The sequence below is a fragment of the Nostoc sp. genome (assembly GCF_036916985.1).
GTDB lineage: Bacteria > Cyanobacteriota > Cyanobacteriia > Cyanobacteriales > Nostocaceae > Nostoc.
The window spans coordinates 114,053-131,132 of record NZ_JBALFD010000035.1; the positions used below are offsets into that span (position 1 = coordinate 114,053).

13 protein-coding genes are annotated in these 17,080 nt (G+C 40.8%); 8 read left to right on the forward strand and 5 right to left on the reverse strand.

The window, feature by feature from the left end; all coding sequences use genetic code 11:
• Nucleotides 1–190 precede the first annotated feature (190 nt).
• The gene (gene msrA / locus V7L07_RS13225) at nucleotides 191–859 is read right to left on the reverse strand and encodes a peptide-methionine (S)-S-oxide reductase MsrA (protein ID WP_335058434.1); all 669 of its coding nucleotides are present in this window, start codon (nucleotides 857–859) and stop codon (nucleotides 191–193) included.
• 181 nt (nucleotides 860–1,040) lie between these two features.
• On the opposite strand from msrA, the gene V7L07_RS13230 reads away from it, so the two are divergent.
• Entirely contained in the window at nucleotides 1,041–1,520 is a 480-nt protein-coding gene (locus V7L07_RS13230) for a YidH family protein (RefSeq protein ID WP_335058437.1), read from the forward strand.
• A 374-nt stretch (nucleotides 1,521–1,894) separates the two neighbouring features.
• Here the strand turns inward: V7L07_RS13230 and V7L07_RS13235 are convergent, their stop codons facing one another.
• A complete protein-coding gene (locus V7L07_RS13235; protein ID WP_335058439.1) occupies nucleotides 1,895–4,120 on the reverse strand; it encodes a recombinase family protein in 2,226 nt (741 codons plus the stop codon).
• 88 nt (nucleotides 4,121–4,208) lie between these two features.
• Between V7L07_RS13235 and V7L07_RS13240 the strand changes: the two genes are divergently transcribed.
• The 5 genes from V7L07_RS13240 (at nucleotide 4,209) to mltA (ending at nucleotide 8,882) form a co-directional block, all read left to right on the forward strand.
• On the forward strand, nucleotides 4,209–5,555 hold the full coding sequence (locus V7L07_RS13240) for a proton extrusion protein PcxA (RefSeq protein WP_335058441.1): 1,347 nt from the start codon (nucleotides 4,209–4,211) through the stop codon (nucleotides 5,553–5,555).
• A 662-nt stretch (nucleotides 5,556–6,217) separates the two neighbouring features.
• Nucleotides 6,218–6,709 (forward strand): hypothetical protein, encoded by a 492-nt coding sequence (locus V7L07_RS13245; RefSeq protein ID WP_335058443.1) that lies wholly within the window; start codon nucleotides 6,218–6,220, stop codon nucleotides 6,707–6,709.
• Between the two features lie 67 nt (nucleotides 6,710–6,776).
• Nucleotides 6,777–6,953, forward strand: coding sequence for a hypothetical protein (locus V7L07_RS13250; protein ID WP_335058445.1), 177 nt, complete (start codon nucleotides 6,777–6,779; stop codon nucleotides 6,951–6,953).
• Nucleotides 6,954–7,027: 74 nt separating this feature from the next.
• A complete protein-coding gene (locus V7L07_RS13255; RefSeq protein ID WP_335058447.1) occupies nucleotides 7,028–7,432 on the forward strand; it encodes a hypothetical protein in 405 nt (134 codons plus the stop codon).
• Between the two features lie 157 nt (nucleotides 7,433–7,589).
• Entirely contained in the window at nucleotides 7,590–8,882 is a 1,293-nt protein-coding gene (gene mltA, locus V7L07_RS13260; protein WP_335058449.1) for a murein transglycosylase A, read from the forward strand.
• 232 nt (nucleotides 8,883–9,114) lie between these two features.
• Here mltA and V7L07_RS13265 read toward each other — a convergent pair whose 3' ends face one another.
• The 3 genes from V7L07_RS13265 to V7L07_RS13275 form a co-directional block, all read right to left on the reverse strand.
• Nucleotides 9,115–9,348, reverse strand: coding sequence for a DUF3134 domain-containing protein (locus V7L07_RS13265; RefSeq protein ID WP_179063738.1), 234 nt, complete (start codon nucleotides 9,346–9,348; stop codon nucleotides 9,115–9,117).
• Between the two features lie 201 nt (nucleotides 9,349–9,549).
• Nucleotides 9,550–9,978: a hypothetical protein gene (locus V7L07_RS13270; RefSeq protein WP_334775703.1), complete on the reverse strand. Its 429-nt coding sequence runs from the start codon at nucleotides 9,976–9,978 to the stop codon at nucleotides 9,550–9,552.
• Between the two features lie 1,017 nt (nucleotides 9,979–10,995).
• Complete coding sequence (locus tag V7L07_RS13275; protein WP_335058451.1) at nucleotides 10,996–12,411, reverse strand: substrate-binding domain-containing protein; 1,416 nt, start codon at nucleotides 12,409–12,411, stop codon at nucleotides 10,996–10,998.
• 1,679 nt (nucleotides 12,412–14,090) lie between these two features.
• Here V7L07_RS13275 and V7L07_RS13280 point away from each other — a divergent pair.
• Nucleotides 14,091–15,281 carry a choice-of-anchor tandem repeat GloVer-containing protein gene (locus V7L07_RS13280; RefSeq protein WP_335058452.1) on the forward strand — a complete coding sequence of 397 codons (1,191 nt, stop codon included), beginning with the start codon at nucleotides 14,091–14,093 and terminating at the stop codon, nucleotides 15,279–15,281.
• Between the two features lie 1,173 nt (nucleotides 15,282–16,454).
• Entirely contained in the window at nucleotides 16,455–17,075 is a 621-nt protein-coding gene (locus V7L07_RS13285; protein WP_335058454.1) for a hypothetical protein, read from the forward strand.
• Nucleotides 17,076–17,080: the final 5 nt, after the last annotated feature.

The window sequence follows — 17,080 nt, forward strand, 5'->3', positions numbered from 1 at the left end:
GAGTAAAGCCTTAACTGAACCGTATTGATATATGTTGGGTTGCGCTCTGCTCCACCCAACCTACAAATATTCTTAACTACACAAAACCTGTCCCTCTCCGACTCGGAGAGGGAAAGGCTTGAACTTGAGTTCAAGGCAGGCAGAGGTTTGTCGAACTCACCTTAAGTTGACTACCCCACCAACTCCATTTCTAACTACTAACTTGCGATTCAACTACACCCACAGGACAAGATACATTTGTCCCTCCTAAACCACAATACCCGTTAGGATTTTTAGCCAGGTATTGCTGGTGGTAAGCTTCGGCATAATAGAACTCAGGAGCATCCAAGATTTCTGTGGTAATCTTGCCATAACCTGCACCGTTGAGAGCTTCCTGATAAGCTTCCCGCGATGCTTCTGCTAGCTGTTTTTGATTTTCGGAATATACATAAATTCCTGAACGGTATTGAGTGCCAGTATCATTACCTTGACGCATCCCTTGGGTAGGATTGTGGCTTTCCCAAAAGACTTTGAGCAGTTCGGCATAACTAATCACTTTGGGATCAAACACAACCAACACCACTTCATTGTGACCGGTTCGCCCACTACATACCTCTTCATAAGTGGGGTTGGGTGTTAACCCAGCAGCGTAACCAACTGCGGTGGTGTAAACTCCTTTAAGTTGCCAAAATTTGCGTTCTGCACCCCAAAAACAGCCCAAGCCAAAAATTGCTTTCTCTAACCCATCGGGATAAGGAGGTTTTAAGGGATTCTTGTTGACATAATGAGCTGCGGGTACTGACATAGATTGTGCCCTTCCTGACAAAGCTTCTTCAGGTGTGGGCATAACTGACTTTTTGCCAAATCCGAATAGTGCCATTGATTTTGACTCTGAATATATATCTTTACCTTATTTACTATTGTAAAGATTCTGGCGATCGCTTGGGGTCTTCTCAGAGTCATCATTAGACTGTGTTAATCATTACAGATGTGTCTGGGTGTTTCCTCTTTCACTGGTTAATGCTATTCATCAAAGGGGGACTTGGCATCAGAAGCTACTCATGGATAAAATACCGAAAATTGACCGTCAAAGGGAGCATCAAGCGAATGAACGTACTTTTCTGGCTTGGCTACGCACTTCTATTGCATTGATTGGCTTTGGTTTTGCTATTGCCAGATTTGGTATATTTTTGCGCCAGTTGAATGTTGCAATTACTCAACAAGAACCTCCGGTAAATCCATTATCCAACTCAGAAAATTTGGGTGTTGCTTTGGTAATTTTTGGAATTTCGACTATTGCCTTAGCTGCGTGGCGATACAATCAAGTTTTTTGGCAAATAGAACGAGGTGACTATAGACCAAATAGGTTAATAGTTTGGATAATGACCGGAGTAGTAATTATTTTGGGGTTTCTCAGTCTTCCTTTACTCTTAAGGCGCGATCAAGTTCCTTCTCGTTCTCCTGTTCCGACTCAACCACAGTCGCGTCGCTTTGCTCCGAATTCAAAATTCAAAATTAACCAGGACTTACGCAAACAATAACTGAAACCCTGATTTTTAGGTAGGGGCAATTTATGAATCATTAGTGTCAACGGAGGCTGAAACTCCTTTAAAAGCTCGTTTCCAGCCTCCTGCTGGAAATGCAACTCAAAAGTGGCTCTGCCGCCAGCAAACGAGGCGGAGCCTCTAGGACGGCATTCCCAGTCGGAGACTGGGAACGAGACAATATCTAAAAGCTGGTTCTAGGCTTACTTTTGCTTAAGTTGACACCAATGTTCATGAATAGCCCCTACAGGCTGTAGTTTCGCCTAAGTCCTATTAATAAATTTAGTTGCTCCGTATCCTTTTCTGTTTCAGTCACGAAATTTATATTAAATATCCCTAATCATTCGTGAATAACGAGATCCCCCACTTCTTCAAGAAGTCGGGGATCTGAGCTGATCAGTAGACTCAGAAATAACCGTTACACAGGCATTTACTAAGGGTAACAGTGGTCCTAGTTGCTCTTGTCCATTTACGGCTAAATCACTGTGACATAAATAAACTCTTTCCGATACACGAGACAATAAATCTGTCAAAATCCTTCGCAGTCTTTGTTCTTCTGCCAATTTCTCATCTTCTGCTGTCCAGGGTTCGCCTAACCTGTCTCGCAGGAAAAACGGCGCACCAAATAAAGTTGCTGCACCACCTTTCGCCCACAGGGGAGAACCAGCATCTAGCCAAAAATGCCAACGGTGCGATCGCCTACTAGATCGGTATTGAAATATAGTTGCTAGTGTGACAGCCTTTCTCGCTCCACCAATGGGACGCACAGGGTAAGGGTTGGCGGTAATCGTACCACGTCGCAGTAGTTGAATAAATTCCATGATAGTTGTGTAAGGCGTTGTCTCAACTGGGGCAATTTGTCGTAACCTGGTGTCAATTTCCCAGTAGTGTTGGGCGGTTTCTAATAATTCTCGCAGCGCTGCTAGTTGTTCGTAAGGAAGATTACTACCATTCCACAAAAAGCGCTGAATTGCCCTGTCTAAAAGGGAAATGGGACTGGGAATTAACCGCAATTCTTGTTGCGATCGCTGCTGTTCTAACCACTCTAATATCTCATTATAGGCTGTGGTCGCTGCATAACCGATTCGATCCCAGCGCTCAAAAGTTGACACTGGTAGCAAGTTGGGGCGATCGGGATGGGGTACAAAGCAGTAATCTGCAATTAAACCAGCACGTACAGGATCAATGTGAGTGTTGAGTGCTGAGTTGTGAGTGCTGAGTGAGGAGTTAGGAGTGAGGAATGAGGAGTTTTCTGGTAGTTGTTGTTTCCTGCTCAAGACGACTAGCATTTCTGCCACGGCATCCCGATCTACAAGTCGTCCCAAGCCGGGATAAACTAGTGCCAGCATGGTGAGTAAGGCGCGAATGACGGGTGAACTAATTAAGGGACGTTGGTCATTTAGGGATTCTACCTGGATATTTTGCTTAACGAGGATTTCTACTAGGGTATAACGAGCGATCGCATCTAAACCTGGTGCAATAATCGCCACTTCTTCTGCTTGCACTTGTTGAGATTGGATGGCATTAGCAATTTCCTCGGCTGTTTGCCGCAATAATTGGGCGCGGGAGGTGGTTTGAATTGAATGCACTGTTTTTGGTAAACTCAACAGTATCATCGGTTCTGTGACTAATTCCACCATCTGTTTCGTGAGCTGCTCACCCAGAGATTCTGGAGGCGGCCCGTTCAAGATTTCTACCCGACAACGCTCTGCTAACCCTTCTAGATATTTGGGATCTGCTCCCAATCCCAATCGCACTGCACCGTCGGGATTGTAGCTAAATGCGCCAACTGCACCTCGATCTAATAGCAACTCAAACAAAAGACGCGCTACGCTAGGATAGTCATCGACATCATCTGCTAGTACTGCCTGATAGCGTTTAGTTAGGTGCTGCTGGTAATTGCGATCGCTTAACAAGTGCTGACTATAAAGTTCAGTAATAATCCCATAAGTTAGTAACCCCCTCTCTAAACACCAGTTCCGCCAATCTAGCAGCAAAGATGCCAAAAATTCCGGCTCTAAAGTTGTGGTATTTTCCCCCAAACCCCTTGCCAAAATCTGGGCAATATCTTCGCAAGGTACACCACTGTAAGCCGCTAATTGCAATAAGTCTAGGATGCGACGCACCAAACGAGATTCATTCACTCCCGCAATACGTAAAATTTCTTCGTCTAATTGGGGACGCCAGAGTTTGGTGGCTAATTCTTGTTCCGTTTCTGGCCGCAACCGTACAGGAAACTGTGCCTTCAGGTTCAACGAGTTAATTAGTAACGGCCAAAATAAAATAACTTCATCCTGAAAAAAACCTAGTGGTGTCTTGGCACGAACCGGATATTTACCCAACGTAGATGTAACAATTATGTCTCCTAACTCTCGACGATTATCATCATTGGCAGCTAAGACTAAAACTCCTGGCTCTGTTTGTTTAAGATATAAAAATTCGGGTACATAAGCACCTTTTTTACGCCCTGTTTTTTTAGTATAAAATGATTCAGTATACTGGTTTTCTGATTTTACCCAATTACAAAATTGCTCTACCAAGCGAGCCGTCTTACCACTGCGGCTAGTGCCAACAATCCAAACCGAATGAGAAACCACAAACTTTCTCCTTGTAGATTTGCTAGTATACCTCGTGCGTTAACTTAAGGTTAATAATCAACCAAATAATGCTGGATGATTGTCTGCAATGAAAAACTCTGTTTTTAGTCAAAAAATCTATTCTTTCTTACTTGCTGCTTATCGGCGGTACTTACAGACTCCTGAACGTTCCTTAGATGAGGCTTACGATGCAGCATTAAAGATTCAGGAAATAGAAAATAAGCATTTCAATGGTAATAAAATAGACACTGACTCAGCCATGTACAGTAATAGCGTCATGGATTATTTTGAGTCAGACCTCAACAAGCTATTAAAAATTGCCAGAATGCGCCTGACGGAGTTTAAAGCAAGCCGTTGGTTTCTAAATGAAGAGAATCAAAAAGCTGCCGAGAAAGCAGGTATAGAGTACCTAAGTCTTTCTCTAGTTTTGGAAAAGCTAAACTTTATCGATCAAGTTATATCCAAATACACAACAGATTCGGAACAAACAACCTCCAACGCTTTAGTAGTTAGACCTCAAAATCTATCAGCTAACTCTGTGATATCTGACGATAAATCGCTGCTCGTCAATACTCCAGCATTACCACCCAAAATACCAACTCAAGACTCAGATAACAAATCAAAAATAAAGCGCAAAACCGATACTATAGGCGTTTTACCTCGTTCTATTTTAAGTACTATCAGTCGTCTACAAGTTGAATTAGATCCTAATTCGGAGAAAGAGGTAATTCAGAGTTTCCGTCAGACTCAAAAAAGAACAATAATATCTATCAGGTTTATTTTACTATTAATTATCGTACCACTTCTGACGCATCAAATAGCAAAATCTTTTGTAGTCGGCCCAATTATTGAGCGGTTTAGAAACTCAGAGCAAATGCAGATATTCATCAATTCTGAAATGGAAGAGGAAGCCCTTGTAGAATTACAAAGATATGAAGAAAAGCTCAAGTTTGAAAATCTTATTATCAAAGCTCCTCCACTGTTACCTGAGCAACTGGAGACTGAAATGAAAAATAAGGCGATAGAGCTTGCTGAAGAATTTCGTCATGAAAGCTCTGGTGCGATCAAAAATGTTTTTGCAGATATGTTCTCGGTGGTTGCTTTTATCTGGCTTTTGGTAGTCAGCAAGTCTTCTATTGCTGTACTCAAAGATTTCTTTGATAATATTGTCTATGGACTTAGTGATAGTGCTAAAGCATTTATCATTATTTTATTTACTGATATCTTTGTAGGATTCCACTCTCCTCATGGTTGGGAAGTACTTTTAGAAGGTGTATCGCGCCATTGGGGATTACCAGCAAATAGAGATTTTATTTTCTTATTTATTGCCACCTTTCCGGTGATTTTAGATACCATTTTCAAATATTGGATCTTCCGATATTTGAATCGTATCTCGCCTTCTGCGGTTGCGACTTATCGTAATATGAATGAATAGGGATTGTGGACTGGGGATTGGGAAAAATTTTGGTGTTGTGAAACAATTAAGTTATTTTTGATTTTTGATTTTGAGCGAGGTGGGATAAATTTTTATAAAAGTGAATTTGAACTCAACCCAAAAGCTAGTGCGTCAAAAGTGATCGCTCTTGGGTTTTATTTTTGGTATTAAACGCATTGTTATCGCCGTAAGCATCGCGCAATCTTCGCTTACTTTTCAGTACCTTTGTCATAGCACTACTTTACAGCTATTTTCAGGTAAATAGACCACGCGGTAGGGGTGCAAAGCCTTACGCTTTTACGATAAGAGTGGTTCAAATACATGAAAACTGCTGTAAGTAAAAAAGTTAAGACTGAGATAAGATTTTTAACTCAGTATTGGCTATGCTAGTGAAAAGATTGTGCGCGGTTGTTAGAGGTTGTTTGAAAAGTTTTTTTATACGCCTAACCCTTGGAGATCCCCCTAAATCCCCCTTAAAAAGGGGGACTTTGATTCCGGTTCCCCCCTTTTTAAGGGGGGTTAGGGGGGATCAACGAGTGCCTAAAATTACACTTAACTATTTTTCAAACAACCTCTTAGTGGTGTTATTGTTTTGAGTTTGTCTACAGTGGCTCAGGGTGCTTCGCCATCGGACTTCTCTCCTTAGTTTTGGGTGGGGGAAGATGATGAAAAATAATGCACCTTTTTTGACACCTAATCCTCAAGATTTCAAATTACGTATTGTTTGGAGTGCCGATGGCTCTACCAAAATGGTCGCTGAATTCTCAAGCTGTAAGTGGCTGCCTCGAATTGGCGAAACTCTCGTTTTGCCAATAGATGAGACGGGTAAACCTGATTCTTGGCGCAAGTTCAAGGTGTTTGATGTTGTCTATGATTTTCAAAGTCAGGCTGTTCGAGTTTCATTTAGTCCAATAAAGTCTCCGGCTTCATCCGATGTAAAATCGCTAATCTCAAAAGTCCAACAACCTAAAGATAGGTGGGAAGTTTGGGAAAAAGCGTTTGAGGCAAGCGAGGCAAATGTGACGCCCAAATCACCAGTATCTAAGCCGATAGAAAGTGATTTTGGACTTGAATATGATCTTTCTCAGGCAGATGTGGAAGATGAGCTAGAGGCGCTGAAGGCTCAAATCGTGAAAAGACCAGGGCAAGAATAGTCTGCGCTCCTGAAAATTATTGAGTTTTCAAGGTTCTGTAAGTGCAAACAGCAAGTGCTGATGACAAATGCTGTTTGCACTTGGTGTGATCGCGTTTGGTGCAAGCAAGGCGATCGCTTTTTTATTGGGCAGCAAACATTGGACAAAGGTATCTCTGTCTGCTGAGGGCGATCGCTTTGGTGGAAAGTTACCTTTCCGAACACGGATGAGTTTTACATCCGTTTTTGAAAAGTTAACTTGGTGAAAAATTTAAGGGCAGTGCTTAGATGCGTGCTGGTTTTGGGTGTTATAAACACAGACTAAAATTCCTATATCCAAATGAAAATTATATTTTTGGGCACTGCTTTTGCTGTTTGCGTTCTCACTGGCTGTTCGTCACAGGGGGCGCAATCGCTATCACCTAGTAAACAACCGCTCATTAGCTCGGATTTGAGTTATGAGGATTTACAAATACTGGAAGAACAAAAAGGAAAGGAGATTGAGCAATTAACTCAAGAGTACAAAGGCTGTATAGTTAAATATCGGCAAAAAAGTAAGTGCGAATATGTAACTGTTAAAGCCCAAGCCGCGTGGAACGAGAGGATAATTTTAAACAAAAGAATGGGCGATATGACTGGTTTTAGTGCCATGTCAAAACTTTGTGAACTTAAGCCGGGATCTTCTGAATGCGATAAGGCACAGAAGCTAAAACAAAAGCTTGCTGACCTCAACAACTACAGGTAGATCGGTTTTGGCAAAGCGATCGCTTTTTCTAGGGAGCGATCGCATTTTTGTGGAAAGTTACCTTTCCTAATACAGATGTACAACTCATCCGCATTTGAAAAGTTAACAAGCTGTTCAGTTTTTGTCCGGGTGATAATCTTAAAAATTTTGAATGTTGATGAAAAAAACACTTGCTTGGTTAGGAAAATTTAACAAAATTATTGCTATCAGCTTACCTATGTTTTTGTCGATTTTGCTGGTGCGGATGCAATCTTTGACGCATCGAGAACTTATTTCGCCAGAATGTCAGGTGAAAAAGTGGGATATACCGATTTCTTTGACTGCTGAAAATCAAGATGCATTTTTACAAAAGCAAAAATCACCATTAATCCAGAGACTACCAGTTACTTGTTGTCAAGATGATGCTTCTTGTTTCGATGAAGTAATTTATGGCAAAATAACAGATAAAAAAGCACTGATAAGTGCGATCGCTCGTAGTCTCCAATACCTGGAAACAGCTAATGCTGCGGCTGCTTATCAAAACTATCCGGTGGCTGGGATTACGCGCGATCGCGTCATCAAAAGCTTGCAAAGATTCCGCGAACTCTTATTAACAACTAATTCTGCCACAGAATTACATCAAGCCATTGAGAGGGAATTTGTTCTTTACCAGTCAGTCGGTAAAGATAACCAAGGTTCCGTTTTATTCACCGCCTATTATGAGCCACTTTATGCAGCCAGTCGCGTCCCCACAACAGAATATCGCTATCCTGTTTATCGCTTACCTCCTGATTTTAACTCCTGGCCGAAACCTCATCCGACACGCGAGGAGTTAGAAGGATTAGATGGTTTGCAAAGTGCAAAAGGGAAGTTGCGAGGATTAGAGTTATTTTGGTTTCGCGATCGCCTCGAACCATATCTAGCTCAAATTGAAGGTTCGGCGAGACTTCAACTTCCCGATGGTACTCAAACAACAATCGGTTATGCGGGTAATACTGCTTATACCTACAAAAGCATTGGGCGAGAATTAGTGAATGATGGCAAATTACCGCTAGAAGGTATAACTCTGCCAATTATTCTCGACTATTTCCAAAAGCATCCCCAAGAATTAAATATTTATATTCCGCGCGATCGCAGCTTTGTTTTTTTTCAAGAAAATCACGGTAAGCCAGCCCAAGGCTCTATCAATGTACCATTAACAGCAGAGCGTTCTATTGCTACAGATAAATCTCTCATGCCTCCCGGTGCTTTAGCGTTGATTCGTGCTTCCATTCCCTTCGTTAATCCTACCGGAAAAATGGAGGAGCGCATTATTAGCCGTTATGTTCTTGACCAAGATACTGGAGGCGCAATTAAAGGTGCTGGTAGAGTAGATTATTTTTTAGGTACTGGGAAAATAGCAGGCGATCGCGCTGGTGTGACAGTCAGCAATGGACAATTATTTTATCTATTACTCAAGTCCAAGAATTAAACACACTCGCATTTTAATAATCTAAACCACATCGATTTCACATATCTCAAATTTATATAACCCTTGTGGGGTGGGCATCTCGCCCGCCCTAATGATGCAAGTTAAACGTGTAACAGATTACTAAAATTCCCGACTTCTCTAAAAAGTCGGGAAATTTTAGCCTTTCGGCGTAAATAAAGTACTCATTCCAAATCAATGAAACGCTTGCAGTACAGAAATTAAGAATTAAGAATTACGCTTCTAAATCCATATCACCATCATCATCATCATGATCGTAAGGGATATCATCAAGGTCTATCATTTCGGAAATTTCTTCTACTTCAGTTAGATACTCAGATTCTTGATGTTCGCGCTCAATTAGACGACCAGTTGACTTTAGCCATTCCAAAAGAATAAATTCATTACTTGTACGAATTACAGGCGCTCGTTGGTTACGAGGCTCTTCACGCAAAGGACTAGTAGGCATAAAAAAAACTCACTTTGAATTATAGATTACCGTACAAATACATCAAAATTGTACATTCAACAGGTCGCAGCACTCCTTTCCCTGGGTATTGGGAAAAAGTTGTTTAAAATTTGGTAGTGGGTACAAGCCTACACCATAATTTTTTAATTTGATACCCAATAAAGAGTCTCTATCCCCAGCCCCCTTTACGCAAACACGATTTCACAAAGCATTTGGTAGCTTGGCGATAGTTTCATACATATCAGAGGGTAATGCAGACAGTCTGTTTGCTACGGCTACGGCATCAGCTAAGTTACTAAATTGACATCGGACTATATCTTGTCCATTTCCTGACGGGAATCGCTTTCTAGCTTTGTTAGAGACAGCACAAATAATCGCTAACGCTTTGGCAAACCCATCTTTTGTCAATATTGTTTCTTGAGCGAACCCTTCAACAGGGATAAGGCAAACCTCAAACCGGTAGCCAGGTCTAGGAGAAACCGCTATGTCGATATATGGTTTATCTTCTTTTCTAATTCGGCGTAAATATTTGGCTGTCAAATTAGTATCATGCAAATCAGTCCCAAGAGCGTAAGTAAAGAAGCAATCTTCTGTGAGGGACTCAGGACGGGTAATTATATCCGTTAGCATAAGCTGAAGTAGTATCCGTATGTTGTCTTGTTCTGTGACACACTAGACTTGTCCGTTCTTCTTAGCACATTTTTTTGATAGTTAGAGATATCAGTGCCACACGGGGTATTGCAATATAGTTCGGCTAACTAAAATTTCATTGGAATGCTGAAGACTCTTATCTTTAAAGGTCTTAGCTCTGTTAACCTTGAGACTATAACTCATCCCTTCGATATCTCTTAACGCCTGAATAACAATTACTCCTGCGGCGTCTGTTTATATTTCTACAACGGCAAATCCCCTCTTTTTACCACTTTTTTAGTTGGGAGCTGCCAGAATCCTTTATCCATACTCTGAGAAGACCCGTTCTTGGTCGTCATCTTCAACCTCATTCTCATTGGATAGATTAGCAGCATCAACTAACATCAAACACCTTCAGAATCAAAGGGTGTAGAGATTTAGATTCGGAGAAGTGTCTATGATAATCAGTTAAATGACCGAAAATATTTCTCAACACATCTAATCATAACATAGTTAACGGTTGAACTTTTTTAACTATTCTGACCGATAGATATTCAGTAAATAATAATTGTAAATCGTACTAATTTTTTTCATAAGATAAGTATATTTACTATGACTTGAATTTTTGCTGAGAATAGTTATAACTCCAGGTTCAATATTGATTGCGATCGCATCCATCCCTTAAATAAAACCCCAGAATTGTAAATATAATCCTGGGGCATCATGTTCATATCCTTGCCAAGATATTTAATTACAGCTATTTTCAGATGAAGAGTGCTGAGTGATGAGTGTTAGACCGCCCACAAGGGGCGGGGTATCAACCTCCAAACGAATTGTTGATTCCGCTTAACATCGGGCGGGGCTTTTACCATAGTGCGAAAGTACTCTTCTTACTCAGCACTCAGCACTCAGGACTGAGTGTTGTAAATAGACCACGCGGTAGGGGCACAGCAATTCTGTGCCCTAACGATACATGTGGTTCAAATACAGAAAACTGCTGTAAGACCAAAAACGCAATTATGGAGCGGCATTAAAAACATTATTCACGTAAGTATTAACAAGACCTCGAGACAGATTTTTAATGCCTGCGGGAAGAGGAGCATATCCACGAGCTATAGCTATAGCATTCGGGTCGATTGTCACATCTGTTCCTGGTGCTGGAACCGGTGGCACTCCTAAAGCCCAGTTGATGAATCCTTTAATATGATTTGCTACGTTAACGTTTGCGTATTTGTCATAAAATAGCAGGTAAGTTGCTGTAACAATCGGATAAGCATTTGCCGCTGCTGGATCGGTGACAACCAGTTTAATCCGCCGAGCATTTGGATCTTGGTCAGTCGCACCAACAAAAGCATTTGAAATTGTAGTTGGTGAGATGGCATTGTAAGTACCTGCCTTGTTCTTTAAGACAGCAGCTTGCAGACTATTCGCTAACCGTGTCGCACTATCCACATAACCAATTGCACCATCAGTAGTTTTGATTTTAGTGGCTACACCTCCACCTCCTGAAGCGAATTGGAAATTGGCTGGCCAAACAACTGTATCGGCTGGTAGTGGATTGGGTATACCACCAGCAGGTTGAGCAATACTTTTTTTACCAACTCCTCTGTTCCATGTAGCACCAAATGCCGCCTTGAGATGAGCGCTTAAAGCAAAAGTGGTACCACTATCGTCACTACGACGCACTACAACAATGGGCTTATTTGCTGAAATTGCTACGCCACCGTTATCTGCTTTAATTTGGGGAGCATTCCAATTTGTGATAGTACCGTTAAGAATGCCCAGGTAAGTAGCTCGTGAAAGCTTAATTCCACCTGCTGGTACAGTTAGACCAGTGGGGTTGTAAGCTAAGGCGATTCCGACGCTAATCACAGGCACTTGAATGTATGGAACAGGGTTTTGGGGTGTGCCTGCGGGGGTGGGAACATCGTTAGGACTGCCAACCACTCTTTCTGTTCCTAATACGGGATCGTCAGTAGCAGCAAAAGAGACTGGGGCTAAGATAGTTGCAGTATTAGGTGGTACTGGTGGCACGGTTTGATTGAAAAAAGCTGTTAGACCTGCACCACTACCAACGGAAGCATATCTAAATGTGGATAACGTACTGATTGGGCCATAGCTTCCGTTTGGAAATCCGGTTAGGGCTGGGGGTACATTGTTATTGAGGGATGGAGGATTTCCAACACCATAAGCGTTAAACCATGAGTCTTTCGGCGCAAGAGGATAGGAAGTTCCAGTACCTATAAGCAAGGTAGTTATAGAGCTTGCACCTGCACCATTTACAGAGGTTACTCCTGCTGGGGGAGGAGTGGTGGAGGTCTGAGCTAGAGATTTCTGAGCAGCAGATTGACCTACTACTAAACCAGTTGCTAGGGCTAGTACTGTAATTGAACTTGCCAATTTATTTAATTGGCGATCGCAATAAAAAGTCATGTCAAGCTCCTTGAAATTAATTTCTGGTTCAATACCCCATCAAAGCCAAATCAAGTGTCAAACTAACGATGAAAAATAACCTTTTAGTATGCACAATAAACTTGTGCCTTAAAAGAGCTATCAATAAATCAAAAGTTTGCACAAAAATCGGAAGAATATAGAGCGAATTAGAGGCAAAGCCTTCAAGCTTATACACCCAAAAACATAATCATTTGCTAGCTAATTACTCTACATTTTTGATTTGATGTAAGTTTGCATAATTAAACAATTAATAGCTTTGTTTTTCAGGGAATAGCTAACAGGTACTATGAATCATACCTCAATTCCCTTTTTTGTCCTCTTATTTCCCTTTTAAAAAGCCATGTTTAATTTGATCTACTTACTTTTTTGGCATGGCAATTTTATCTGAATCATGAAAATTACTTTCTTTGATGTAGATATGCAGCAGCTTGCCACAAACTACCGCTAAGTGCGAAGTAAAGAAAGTCAATATCTCACGAATTTTTGTAGGACTGCTATAGCTAATAGCTGTTAAATTATGCCAACGAAATCAACACTATAGTCTGAAGGTAAAGCTCAAGTCATGATTACATTATGGAATGATTAAAAAATAAATATATTTTTGGAATTTAGTAGTAATTTAAAAATGGTTTTTATCGTAAAATCAAGGGTTTAAAACCCCTACGTCTATACGTAGTATCAGTTGGAGTTGGGGTTTAAATCCCCAACTCCAACTGTCTTTAATTTTGAATTTTGAATTTTGAATTTTGAATTGTTAATACTCTCACCAGAGTAAAATCTGCAAATTTCACAATATATATGATTTTGCTTATAGAGATTTTTCTAGAGGTTTTAATCGGCATTTAATATAATTTACGTCTAATGTGAATTAATTTGTGAAACCCCTGTCATCTGGTCAATGGCTTAAAACACTTTAATTTTGACCGATCCTCAAAACCCCTATGGGACAAGGGATATTTTTAATTCACATCAGGCGTAATTTACTAAATACATCATTTTATTGACAAAAAGCACACTATATGAACTTAAGCCAAATCCCATTTAATGGCTATTTCTACCAACAATGTGGATTTTCCACTGTTTTTTGTGTTTTTCACGACATCAAAAAAAATAAATAGTGGTTTATGCTACGTCGTAACTAAATCATTAATCGTGTCATTCACGTTATTGACTTAGTGCTAGTAAAAGTTTTGTGATGTAGATATAAAAAGGCTTTCTGAGTCCTTTTCAAATATTGGCTATACCAACATTTTAGGCATCTTCTCACTAATGCCTAATTCAACGTCCTAATTTTTAGTGTGAAAGTTGATAAATTATATCAACTTTCAGATAAGAATGCGCTCAATACATAGGTTGAGTTGTAGCAATATTTTGTAGGCTATGGAGTTAAACCCAACACCTGAAAATTTTGCCTGAAGATTTTCAGGTGTTGGGTTTCATCCCTCAAAAGTTACTTGCAACGCCACTTGCTTTTCCTAAAGTAAGAAGAAGGGATGCTGCGCGTGGAAGCCGAGCAAATCTTTTGACGATGGCGGCTTTCCAACCTATATGTACAGAGATCATTTTTCAAATTGGTGTTAGTCGTGAGTAGTACCCATCACAAAATCAATTAGAACTAGCTACTATTCTGTCTCCACTAAACTTTTTTGAGGTACTCAATGAATAAAATTAATCTGTACAAACAACGTCAGAGCAAAAATAGGGTATTGATTTTAGCTTCCCTAACTGTTTTGACTTCTTCATTAGTTCTACCTTTCCAACAAGCCTTTGCTGCAACACTAACTACTGTTGTAAATTTCAATGGCACTAATGGAGCTACACCAAGAGCAGGGGTACTTAAGGGGAATGGTACTGATGCAAATCTTTATGGAACTACTTCTGCTGGTGGCACTTTTGGTAAAGGAACTGCATTCAAGTTAACTCCTACTGCTTACACTACTCTAACCACACTGATAAACTTCACCGGAACATCTGGAATCAACAAAGGGACTAATCCAGTTGCTAGATTATTCCAAGCAGCCGATGGTAATTTATATGGGGCAACCTTTATAGGCGGTACAAGTAACCTTGGCACTGTGTTTAAGTTGGCAAAAACAGCTTTTACAACCCTGACAACTCTTGTGAATCTTACAGGCGCGAATGGGGCTAATCCAGCAGGCCGACTGATTACGGGTGCTGATGGCAATTTATGGGGGACAAGTTCTACAGGTGGAGCTAGTAATAAAGGAACTATATTCAAGGTTTCGCCCACTACCGGCGCACTCACAATCATCAGAAGCTTCAGTGGTACTAATGGAGCAACTCCATTGGCAAGATTGCAACTTGCTACTGATGGAAACTACTATGGCAGTGCTTCTGCTGGTGGAGCAAGTGCTAAAGGAGTTGTATTCAAGTTAACTCCCGCAGGAATACTAACTTCATATAGCTTTAGTGGCGCTAATGGGGCAAATCCGCAGTCTGGATTAATTGAGTCTACCGGATTTCTCTACGGTACAGCTAAACTAGGTGGAGCCAACAACAAGGGAGCTATTTTTAAGGTTCCAATTGGTGGCGGTACACCAGTTTTAGTTGCTAGTTTTAATGGTACTAATGGGGCTAACCCAACAGCTGCACTCATCAAAGCAAGCAATGGTAATTTCTATGGCACAGCTTCTACTGGTGGGGCAAATAACAAAGGAGCTATCTATCAGCTGACTGGTGCAACCATCACTGGCTTAACTAGTTTTAATGGCACTAATGGGGCAACGCCAGAGTCAACGCTAATTCAGCTATCGAATGGTACTTTTTACGGTACTGCCTCTTTTGGCGGTACTTCTAATTTAGGAACTGTGTTTAAGTTTGTAATTTAGTTCCAAATCTAATCTGCGTGCCAAAAAATGGTAGAACGTAAATATCAAAGTCTCCTTGAGCATATTCACAAATATCCACTCTATCTATAGAGGAATGGCACTAAGAAAAGCTCGAAAGCTTGTGTAGCCTCGTTCCCAGCCTCCAGGCTGGGAATGTATTCCCAGAGGCTCTGCCTCTGTTCAAGAAAGCTACGGTGTACACACAAGTCTTGAAATTACACCTCACACTTGGTTTCGTCGTCTATCCCTTCCCTAAGCTGTTGGATCGCTCCGAAAGCTTGTCATTGCGAACGCGAGTGCGTCTAGTAGAGAGGAGGAACGACGAACGCAAGAGCGTGTCGCAGACAAGCAATCGCAAAAACTACGGGATTATGCGATTACTTCGCTCCGCTCGTAATGACAATTTATTGGGTCTAGAAAGCTTGAAACCCTTGTAGATACCACTTGTGTGTACACCGTAGGCTCAATAAAGAGGAGGCGGAGCCTCCCAGAATGGGTTCCCAGCCTCCAGGCTGGGAAGCAGTTAGGGCAAGGGCTGTATCTTAACTTAGTGCCATTCATCTATAGAGAGCGATATTTCTTGACAAGTTCTCTGGGGATTGAAGTAAGGATGCATTATTTTTTGTGGCACTTGATGCTCGAAAATATGCATCTCTTTTCTCATGTCTGTTTGCGTAGCGTCTTTGAAGAAGAATCGGTCTAATTTTATTTTTTATTCAGTACTTGTTCAGTACTCGTTACGACGATGCGCGAACGCCAGTTGCTCATCAAGGAAGCCTTTGAGAGTGTACTAGATCGCCACTGTGGGTTTACGCTAAACTACAGGATATTTCTACTCCGCTCACTCAAATACTCGTGAGGTAATACAAGTCAAGGCTTTGAAGTTGGCTTATTAAGGCTATCTGTATGAGAATTTTGAGAAAATTTTCAAAGCCGAGCAGGATTCTAGGGGGTCAAGCTTGAGGTTTGCAACCTAGCTTCTCAAATCAGAGATATTTAGTTTTAGATAAATCTTAATATTATGTTAACTTAACTTCATGATACTGATGTAGAATGTAGAACTTTACTACAAGTTCGTAATTTGATTAACAATCATGTTAAAGCATGTTAAATTGTAGTAGCTGTAAAATTTTAAAAAAGAGCTATTATAGTACACCATAGGAAAATTAGCAAATGTTTAGACAAAGTTCTCACGAGAGAAACTTTTTCAAAGCTTTAACTGGTAGTGCGGCGAAAGAATCTCACAAGTTTAGACTGGCATTTAAATCCTGTCTGACTGTTCTGGTTGAATCTGTACCTTTTTTGATTGCTTGTGCTGTATTCGTTAGCGTTATCAGCCTAAAAAGTCCTATTCTGCTCTTTTGCTTACTCGTTGGTAGTTTAATTGCAGTTATTACCCAGCAAATTGGGCAGCAAGTGAATTTACCAAAGCGATCGCTAATATTATTACAAATTTTAGCAGCAGCGATCGTTCTGAGTTTATATTGGTTAGACTGTTTTGCAGCCCCCGCACAAGCACAGTTTTTTGGGGAAGCTGAAAAGTTTTTCAAAAAAACCTTACAAGATGGTTCAGCAAGCAATGCTGGTGGTAGCGACACAGCCGTAAGTTTGATATTTAATGTATTGCGGGCAATTTACTTACTCTATATTGCAATCTCCCTAGTTGGTGTGATCAACGCAGTGCGTAAAGATGAAGATTGGCAAAGTATCGCCAGAACTCCCCTATTAGTGGTTGTTGCTGTTACCATTGCGGATGTACTCACACGCTTTGTAATTGGCGATAGCAGTAAATAATTCAG